9 protein-coding genes are annotated in these 8,950 nt (G+C 73.5%); 4 read left to right on the top strand and 5 right to left on the bottom strand.

The annotated features are described in order from the left end of the window. Positions 1-109: 109 nt before the first annotated feature. Together KUM39_RS22475 and KUM39_RS22470 are read right to left on the bottom strand one after the other, a co-directional pair. Complete coding sequence (locus tag KUM39_RS22475) at positions 110-355, bottom strand: Smr/MutS family protein (protein ID WP_217787557.1); 246 nt, start codon at positions 353-355, stop codon at positions 110-112. An 81-nt stretch (positions 356-436) separates the two neighbouring features. Then, complete coding sequence (locus tag KUM39_RS22470) at positions 437-2,329, bottom strand: glycoside hydrolase family 5 protein (protein WP_217787556.1); 1,893 nt, start codon at positions 2,327-2,329, stop codon at positions 437-439. A 179-nt stretch (positions 2,330-2,508) separates the two neighbouring features. On the opposite strand from KUM39_RS22470, the gene KUM39_RS22465 reads away from it, so the two are divergent. Further along, positions 2,509-2,676 carry a hypothetical protein gene (locus tag KUM39_RS22465; protein ID WP_217787555.1) on the top strand — a complete coding sequence of 56 codons (168 nt, stop codon included), beginning with the start codon at positions 2,509-2,511 and terminating at the stop codon, positions 2,674-2,676. Positions 2,677-2,761: 85 nt separating this feature from the next. Here the strand turns inward: KUM39_RS22465 and KUM39_RS22460 are convergent, their stop codons facing one another. Then, positions 2,762-3,961 (bottom strand): PP2C family protein-serine/threonine phosphatase, encoded by a 1,200-nt coding sequence (locus KUM39_RS22460; protein WP_308288208.1) that lies wholly within the window; start codon positions 3,959-3,961, stop codon positions 2,762-2,764. A gap of 337 nt (positions 3,962-4,298) precedes the next feature. On the opposite strand from KUM39_RS22460, the gene KUM39_RS22455 reads away from it, so the two are divergent. Beyond that, positions 4,299-5,567: an FAD-dependent oxidoreductase gene (locus KUM39_RS22455; protein WP_217787554.1), complete on the top strand. Its 1,269-nt coding sequence runs from the start codon at positions 4,299-4,301 to the stop codon at positions 5,565-5,567. Positions 5,568-5,631: 64 nt separating this feature from the next. Here the strand turns inward: KUM39_RS22455 and KUM39_RS22450 are convergent, their stop codons facing one another. Together KUM39_RS22450 and KUM39_RS22445 are read right to left on the bottom strand one after the other, a co-directional pair. Beyond that, a complete protein-coding gene (locus KUM39_RS22450) occupies positions 5,632-6,405 on the bottom strand; it encodes a PIG-L deacetylase family protein (RefSeq protein WP_308288207.1) in 774 nt (257 codons plus the stop codon). 45 nt (positions 6,406-6,450) lie between these two features. Beyond that, positions 6,451-7,224, bottom strand: a complete 774-nt coding sequence (locus tag KUM39_RS22445) for a YqjF family protein (RefSeq protein WP_217787553.1) — start codon at positions 7,222-7,224, stop codon at positions 6,451-6,453. 146 nt (positions 7,225-7,370) lie between these two features. Between KUM39_RS22445 and KUM39_RS22440 the strand changes: the two genes are divergently transcribed. Both KUM39_RS22440 and KUM39_RS22435 read left to right on the top strand, forming a co-directional pair. After that, the gene (locus KUM39_RS22440; RefSeq protein WP_308288206.1) at positions 7,371-8,030 is read left to right on the top strand and encodes a TetR/AcrR family transcriptional regulator; all 660 of its coding nucleotides are present in this window, start codon (positions 7,371-7,373) and stop codon (positions 8,028-8,030) included. A 141-nt stretch (positions 8,031-8,171) separates the two neighbouring features. Beyond that, positions 8,172-8,936, top strand: coding sequence for an SDR family NAD(P)-dependent oxidoreductase (locus KUM39_RS22435; protein WP_217787552.1), 765 nt, complete (start codon positions 8,172-8,174; stop codon positions 8,934-8,936). The last annotated feature ends 14 nt before the right edge of the window (positions 8,937-8,950 follow it).

Below are 8,950 nucleotides of genomic sequence, written 5' to 3'. Positions count from 1 at the left end.
GCCCGGGCCGGGGGAGGGAAGGCGGTGCCTCGCCGGTAGCAGACCCGGGCGGGGGCGCGCCTCGGGGGAAGCGCGTCCCGGCGGAAGCGCACCTCAACGGAAGCGCACCTCAGCGGAAATACACCAGCACCCGCCCGCTGTTCCCGGAGTCCACCTCCCGCCGGACGTACAGCTTCCGGATGTGCTTCTGGTCCAGGAACGCGAGCACCCGCGCCCGCAGCTTCCCCGACCCCTTCCCCGGAATGATCTCCGCGACGGGCTCACCCGCGTTGCTCGCCCGGAACAGGAACTGGCGCAGCGCCAGCTCGATGTCCCGGTTGTTGCGAAACAGCGGATGCAGGTCCAGCGACATCATGCGGGGTGTCTCCTCGTGCTCAGGACGGCGTGCGGCGGAACGGGGCGGGCTCAGGACGGCGGGCGGGGCGGTCGGGCGTGTTCAGGACAGGGTGCGGCACAGCAGCGCGTCGGGCCCCGGCGCACTGCCGAACCGGGTCGTGTACGCGATCCCGGCCGCGTACTCATGATCCGCGCACTGCCCCTTGTAGGCGCCCTCGGCGAAGTCACCGCCCGCCGCGCCACCGGGACGATTGTCCGACCGGTCGAACCATACGGTGCGTCCCGCCCCGGCCAGGGGCGTCCGCCCCGGCGCGCACAGCGCCGCAGACAGCCGCGCACCCCGCACGCTGTACCCGATCAGGAAACTCCCCGCCGGACACTGGAGCTTGGTGTACCCCGAGGCCCAGTCACCGCCGCCCGGTACGTACCGCTCGTCAGTGACGACGGTCTGTCCGGCCCCGGTACCCCGCAGGTCGCCCGTGCCCGCGTCCGTGCACAGCCCGCGCCCCGCCGAGTGGCTGATCCCGGCCAGCCGCAACCCGTCCGGGCAGGCCGCCTTGCGCGCGCCCGCGTCCCAGTCCCCGGCCGCCCGCACCCGCACCGACCGTACGGCGTCGTCGTGGTCGGTGCTCAGCATCCGGTACGCGGGTACGGCCGCCACCGGACCGGAGACGCTCGGCGCGCCCATCAGCCCCTGCCAGGCGGCGGTCCGCCAGTCGCCGGGGTCCAGGACACCGGCGCGGTGCCCCGCGGTGTCGTAGCGCAGCAGCACCCAGTCGTCGTGGCCCTCGTGCCCTACGAGCGGCCAGTACGCGAAGTCGGCGTCGTGCGCGGCGAAGTAGTCCGTGACGTTGCCGAACCAGGCGCGGGCCGCCGGGCCCGTCTCCCCGCTGCCGATGCCGAACTCGCTGACCCAGACGGGTGCCGTGTAGTGCCTGCCGTTCTCCTCCACGAAGAACGCCTCGTCGTCCAGCGCGGCGCCCAACTCGGCACGGTTCAGGTCCTGGTAGCGGGCGTCATGGGTCTCGCCCACGCCGGTCGCGCCGCTGTGCCGGGGGCCGGTGTAGCCGTAGAAGTGGGCCGAGTAGACCAGTTTGCGGGCGTCCAGGAGGGTGTGGGACAGCGTGCGGGCGGGGGTGAGCTGCGGCCTGCCGTGCGGGAGCCCGTCCACGGGAATCCCGGTCCAGTTGATGCCCTCCACGACGATCAGCAGCTTCGGGTTGCCCTCGGTGAGGATGCGGTCGGCGGCGAGCTGGGCCGCCGCGTACCAGTCGTGGGCGTCGCCCAGACCCCAGTTGGGATCGTCCAGCACGTCCCGGCGCACCTCGTTGTAGAGGTCGGCGCCCACCACACCGGGGACGCTCGCGTAGCGCCGCGCCATGAACACCCAGTCGTCCGCCCACCGCTGCGTGGACTGCGAGCTGTTCCACCGCTCGTTCCCGTCGATCCCGCAGCACCAACGGGTCGTGTTCGTGTGGTCGTTGAGGATCACCGCGAACCCACTCCCGCTGAGCGCGTCCACCACCGCGTCGTACACCTGGAGCGGAGTCCGCCCGCGCAGGCCGGGATTGGCCGCGACGGCGTTGTCGGGGACGGGGGTCGTGGTGCCGATCATCTGGTTGGAGAACGGCAGCCGGACGGTGTTGATGTCCAAGGCATGGAAATCGCTCAGGAGTTGCCCGATCGGTACCCGGTCGAGTCCGAGCGGTACGCCGTACGAGTTCTGCCCCGCGTGATGGTTGGCGGGGTCGTCGGCGCTGCCGCTCCCCGTCCAGGAGCCCTGGGCGCCGTCCCAGTTGGCGGCCTTGAGGCGGAAGCGCTCGCCGTGGGCGTCCACGACGTAGCGGCCCCGGGTGGAGAGCGGCGCGGCCCAGTCGGCGGCTGCCGGAGCAGTGGCGGGTGAGGCCGCGGAGGCGGTGACCGGCAGCCCGGTCAGGAGCAGCAGCCCGGAGAACGCGGCGGCCAGCCGCCGGGCGAGGGGTGCGATCGGCATGGGACGGCCCTCGGAGATCGTGGGGGAACGAGCCGGACGGAGGCGTGCACGTGCCCGTGGTTTCTACCGCGCCCCGCGCCCCCTGGGAACAGCCCCGCCGGACGAAGTACCGGCACCCCTGGCACCCCGCCCCCGCGCGGAGCACGATGGAGGCAGAGCACCGCGGAAGGAGGCCCGCCATGACCACCGGAGCCTCGGGCTACGACGCGTATCTCTACGCCCGCACCCCCTCCCAGGCCGAGGGCGAACGCGACGACACCGACCCCCAGGAACAGCAACCCGACGTCCCCAGGACCGAACCGTCCCAGGCCGAGGGCGAACGATCGCGGGACACGAAGGGGGAATGAACACCCGAACACCAAGCGGGGCGCCCCCTCGGGACGCCCCCCGGACCCGTCCCGTCGGCCGATGCCGGGCTGATCTCGTCGGTCCTCAGCCCCCCGCCCCCTCGCGGGGCAGGAACGCCGTCAGGGCCGCGATGTCGTCGTTGAGGCGGTTGTGGCTCCAGGTGAGCAGGTCCTGGTGGAGTTGCTCGATGAGGTCGTGCGGGGGGAGCGGGCCCCAGGAGCGGAGGCGTTCGGGGAGGGGATAGAAGGCGCCGGTGGGGTCACGGGTCTCGGTGACACCGTCCGTGAAGAGGAGGAGCTGGTCGCCGGGGCGGAAGTCGTAGACGTCCACGTGGTACGACTCGCTGACCAGCATGCCGAGGTTGAGCGGCGGTGAGGAGTTGCCCCGGTCCAGCTCGCGCACCTCGTCCGGGCGGATGCGCAGCGGGGGCGGGTGGCCGCAGTTCACGATGCGCAGGCGCGGGCTGTCCAGGGGGATCTCCACGAACACCGCCGTGACGAAGCGCTCGCGCAGCTCCGTCCCGCCGAGCATGTCGGCCCGCCGGGAGATGCTCAGCTCCACGCGCCCCGCGAGCCCTGGCAGATCGGGCTCGTCGTGCGCGGCCTCGCGGAACGCCCCGAGCAGCGCGGCGGCCGTCTCCACGGCCCGCAGCCCCTTGCCGCGCACGTCCCCGATGAGCAGCCGTACGCCGTAGGGGGTGGGGACGGCCTCGTACAGGTCGCCGCCGATGCGCGCCTCCGCGTCCGCCGCGACGTACAGACTCTCCAGCAGCATGGTGCCGATCCGGCGCGGCACCGGCTTCAGCAGCACGCGCTGGGCGATGTCGGCCACGAACCGCACGTCCGCGAGCGTGCGTTCACGGCGGGTGCGGTGGGCGGCCAGAACGGTGCCGAGGGTGCCGACCAGGGCGGTGCAGACGTACGAGGCGACGTAGTACCGGTCCCAGAGGTGGCCGATCGGGCGGCCCGCGCAGCACGGCGTCCCGGCGAGAACCCCCTCCAGGACGATGGCGAACAGCGTGGCGCCCGCGACGACCAGTGGCCCGTACGCGAACGCGGCCAGCAGCGGTACGGCGATCAGTACGAAGCTCAGCGGCCAGTCCACCGGCGTGAGCGGTTCCAGCACCAGCACGGCCGCCACGTACAGCACCGGGAGCCAGCGCATCCACGCCGGAGTGGCGGGGAGCTGGCTGCGGGCCTCCGTGCCCGCCTCGTCGCCGGACGTGTGTCCCGCGCCCACCAGCTTCGACAGCCGTGCGCGCCGCTGCCCGCCCGAGCCGCTCACGCGCGCCGCTCCGGACGCGCGGCTCCGCCGCGGGTGAGGCCGCCGGGACACCGCCCCGGCGGCCGGTGTCCTGGACGGTTCGCCACTCGTGGCCTGCGCACACCCGACTCCTGTCACCCGATCCGGCCGACCTGGCCCACTCGGCACGGGGACAAGGGTGCTGGTCCGGGGGGCCGCCCGCCGGTGATTGCTCCACCTGGCGGCATGTTCCGCCGTCCCCGGCGGCCCGGCGGGACTTCCCTATTCATCATGTGATGAATTATTCTGGGGTACCGGAAGCGTGCGGAGCCCACGACAGGACCGCTCCGCACGCCACGAGACCGCGAGGGAGCCGGCCATGACGACGACGGAGCGGAGACCCGCCACGGCGCACCGCACCGAACGCACCACGTGCTGCGTGGTGGGCGGCGGACCGGCGGGGATGGTGCTCGCGCTGCTGCTGGCCCGCTGCGGTGTCGAGGTCACCGTCCTGGAGAAGCACGGCGACTTCCTGCGCGACTTCCGGGGCGACACCGTCCACCCCTCGACCCTCGCCCTGCTGGACGAACTCGGCCTCGGCGAACGCTTCGCCCGGCTGCCCCAGCGCCAGGTGCGCACCGTGTCGATGCCGGTCGGCGAGGGCGGCTCGATGGTCACCGTCGCCGACCTCGCCGTGCTGCCCGCGCCCTACGACCACGTGGCGATGGTGCCCCAGTGGGACCTGCTCGACCTCCTCGCGGACGCGGCCCGCACCGAGCCGTCCTTCGACCTGCGCATGAACACCGAGGCCACCTCCTACCTCGTCGAGTCCGGCCGCGTCACCGGCGTCCGGTACCGCACCTCGGACGGCCGCGAGGGCACCCTGCGCGCCACCCTCACCGTCGCCTGCGACGGCCGCGGCTCCCTCGCCCGCTTCCTCCCGGAGCTGCGCCCGCACGCCTTCGCCTGCCCGATGGACACCTGGTGGTTCCGGCTGCCCCGGCACGACGGCGACCCGCACGGCCTCGTCGGCGGCACCGGGCACCGCTTCTTCACGGCGCTGATCGACCGGGGCGACTACTGGCAGTGCGCCGGACTCGTCCCCAAGGGCACCGACCGGCAGCGCCGCGCCGCCGGACTCGACCGTTTCCGGGCCGACTTCGTGGGCGCCGTCCCGTGGATGGCCGACCGGGTGGACGAACTGCGCTCGTGGGACGAGGTGAAACTGCTCGATGTACGCCTCGACCGGCTCCGCCGCTGGCACCGGCCCGGCCTGCTCTGCATCGGGGACGCCGCGCACGCCATGTCCCCGGTGTTCGGCATCGGCATCAACCTCGCCGTGCAGGACGCGGTGGCCGCCGCCCGGCTGCTCGCCGGACCGCTGCGCCGGGGCACCGTCGGGCTCGCGGACGTACGCGCGGTGCAGCGCCGCCGCGAACCGGTCACCGTCGCCACCCAGACCCTCCAACGGGCCGCCCACGCACGGGTCATCGCCCCGGTGCTCGGCGGACGGCTCCCCTTCGGCGGCGCCGTCAGGGGTGCCCGCCTGATCTCCGGCTTCCCGCTGCTCCGCCGCCTGCCCGCCTACTTCTTCGGCTACGGCGCGCTGCGCGAGCGTCCGCCGGGGGAAGCGGTGCGAGTGGACTGAGGGGGCGTGTCCGCCGAGGCTCCGGCCGAGGTCCGGGCTCTGCGCGCGTGCCGAACGGGCCGCGTCAGAGCGCGAGTTCCGGCGGCCCCCATCCCGGCGCTGGTGTCGGTGCCGGTGTTGGCCAGTGCCGTACGTACCACTCCGTCGAGAACAGCTTCTCCCGCGGCTCCCGCGACATCCGCTCCACCTGGCCGGGCAGCGCACCCCGCGCCACCTCGGAGCGGTGGCACAGCAGGGCCGCGATCTTCCGGTCCAGCCAGGGGCCCACGTCCACGGCGGCGGTGACCTGCTCGTCCGGCACGCCGAACAGCCCTTTCCGGGCGCCGAGTTCGTCCGCGAGAGTGGCGAGGAACGAGCGCGGGTGCGTGGCCAGGTACAGCGCGCCGGGCTGCCACGGCTCACCGGCGTCCGGGAAGAGGCCGTCCAGACCGGCCGCGTGCACGGCGAGCACGGCCAGCCGGTGGGTGTGGACGTGGTCCGGGTGGCCGGTGGCATTGCCGTAGCCGTCGTGGGTGACGACGGTGTCCGGCCTGAACTCCCTGATGTGGGAGACGAGTCGGCCGACCGCCGCGTCCAACGGAGCGTCGCAAAAACGCACTTCGTCCGGCGCCGACTCCGGAACCCGCGCATCCGCGTACCCGAGCAGCCGCGGCTCACCCGCCCCCAAGGTGCGTACCGCGTCGGCCAGTTCGGCGGCACGCACAGTGCCCGGCGCCCAGGTGGCGGTCACCACTCCGGTACGTGCGCCCGCTGCCGCGTACCGGGCGAGGAGACCGCCGGCCATCAGCGACTCGTCGTCGGGATGCGCGAAGACCGCGAGCAGACCGGTCGCCTGCACGTGGCACCGCCTTTCGGTGGGGAGAGGGGCGTTGTCCGGACGGTTTCAGGGGGTCGGGATGCCGCCCGTGGTGCGGGGTGCGCGGGTGAATGTCACCGGTACGCCGGGGGAGTAGAGCACGCTCACCGGATCTCCGGTGGGAGCGGGGAGACCGGCGGCGCGGATCAGGTTCTCGTCGCAGTGCAGCAGTTCGGCGCGGTGCAGCGGCCAGCGTGGATGGGAGTTCGGCAGATAGCGGGCCCGCCCGAGGAAGGCGGTGTGCATGCCCCAGCGTGCGGTGAGGAAGTGCTCCAACTCCGTTGGCTCTTCCACGGGTTCACCCCTGCGGACGATCAGGTCGCTGCGCGCGTCGCGCGGGCCCGGCCAGCGGCGCCTGCTGGTGTACGACACGGTCGCGCCGTCCCGCCGGATCTCCATCCGCGACCACACGTACGGCAGCCGGAACGCCGCCCGGCCGACGACGACCGGGAGCAGCCGCGAGGCGTCCAGCGACCGGAACACCACACCCCGCCGCCCCCGCGCGTCCACCGAGTACAGCCGGACGTTGGTCTCCGGGAACGCCCCGAGGTACGGGATGCCGGGCAGCCGGAACCAGCCGACCCGGTGCATCCGGAACGCGACCAGACCGACGTACGTCACCCCGTCCAGCGTGTCCGGCCGGGTCCCCGGCGGCAGCAGCGGAGCCACGTCCGCCGGGTCCGCCGCCCAGTGCAGGAACGCCAGGTCCAGCCACGACTGCGTCAGCAGGGCCCGGCCACCTGTGTGCGGCGGCTCAGCGGTGACGGGCTCCGGGGGTGCCTCGGGCGGGCGCTGCGTCATGGCTCCAGTATCCGCCGGGGGAGAGGCGTACGGGAGGGGTCTGGCACGCGGCGCGGGGCGTGGAGGGGGCGTCATCGGTGGCGGTGCACGTGGCGCTCCTCCCGATTAAAGTGGACCAATCAGTCCATTACGAGAGGGTGTGTGCCGTGCGCCAGGAGCCGAAGGCCAGGCTGACTGCCAAGGGCAGGGCGACCCGCGGGCGGATCGTCGAGGGTGCCGCGCTGGTGCTCCGGGAGAAGGGGGTCGCGCTCGCCACTCTGGACGACGTGATGGCCCGTACCCGTACCAGCAAGAGCCAGCTCTTCCACTACTTCCCCGGCGGCAAGGACGAACTGCTGCTCTCTGTTGCCCAGTTCGAGGCCGACCGGGTGCTGGAGGACCAGCAGCCCTACCTCGGCTGTCTCGACTCCTGGGAGGCGTGGCAGAGCTGGCGTGACCTCGTCGTCCGGCGCTACGAGGAACAGGGCGAGCACTGCCCGCTCGGCGCCCTCTTCCTCCACCTGGGCCGCACCACCCCCGGCGCCCGCGCGGTCGTGGTGGAGCTGACCCGGCAGTGGCAGGCGAGCCTCGCCGCCGGAATGCGCGCACTCCAGGCGGGCGGACACCTCCCGGAGGGTCTCGACGTCCAGGCCCGCTCCGCCGCCCTGCTGGCGGGAATTCAGGGCGGCGTCACGATCCTCCAGTCCACCGGTGAGTCCTACCACCTGCGGGCGGCGCTGGACGAGGGCATCGCGGGGCTGCGCGCGACGGGCGCGGGGAACGGCACGGCCGGGACGGTCGGGGGAGCGGCGGCGGTCGCCGTCTGAGGCAACCCCGCACGGTCCCGAGCGGGCCCGCCGCCATCCCGCAGACTGGACTTGCAAGTCCATTTTTCACTCCGCACAGTGGCACTGCCGACCGGGCGCGGTGCCCGGATTCGTGGCGACGACGTGGCAGGAGTGATCGTGATGAGTGGACGGCTCGCGGGCAGGCGTGCCCTGGTGACCGGGGCGACGAGCAACATCGGGCGGGCGGTGGCCGAGGCGTTCGCCGCCGAGGGAGCCCATGTGGTGGTCTCGGGGCGCAGCGCCGAGCGGGGTGCCGAGGTGGTCGAGGGCATCCGCGCCCGTGGCGGGCGGGCCGACTTCGTCCGCGCCGACCTGGACGGCGGCGCGGACGCCTCCCGCGGGCTGGCGGCCGAGGCCGCGTCGGTGCTGGGCGGAACCATCGACGTGCTGGTGAACAGCGCCGGCGTCTACCCGGCCCCGACCACCCCGGACACCGACGAGAAGACCTTCGACGAGGTCTACGCCGTCAACGTCAAGGCGCCCTTCTTCCTCACGGCCGCCGTCGCACCCGCGATGGCCGAGGCCGGTGGCGGTGCGATCATCAACCTGGGCTCGTGGATCGCCCGGCTCGCCGTGCCGATGGGCGCGCTCTACAGCTCGACCAAGGGGGCGCTGGAGACGCTGACCCGCGCCTGGGCGGCGGAGTTCGGGCCGTACGGAGTGCGGGTCAACGCGATCTCGCCCGGCGTCGTCCAGGAATCGCGGCCCGGGGAGCCGCATCCCGCCGAGATCATGGTCAAGGGCACTCCGGCGGGGCGGATGGGACGGCCCGAGGAGATCGCGGGCGCCGCCGTGTTCCTCGCGTCCGGCGAGGCGTCGTACGTGCAGGGCGCGGTGCTCGACGTGGACGGCGGGCGTACGGGGGTGGCCGTCGTCTCCGCGTGACCGGGGGCGAGGGC

It is taken from the genome of Streptomyces corallincola (genome assembly GCF_019104725.1).
In the GTDB taxonomy this organism is placed as follows: Bacteria; Actinomycetota; Actinomycetes; order Streptomycetales; family Streptomycetaceae; genus Streptomyces; species Streptomyces corallincola.
This window is presented reverse-complemented; position numbering and strand designations above follow the sequence as displayed.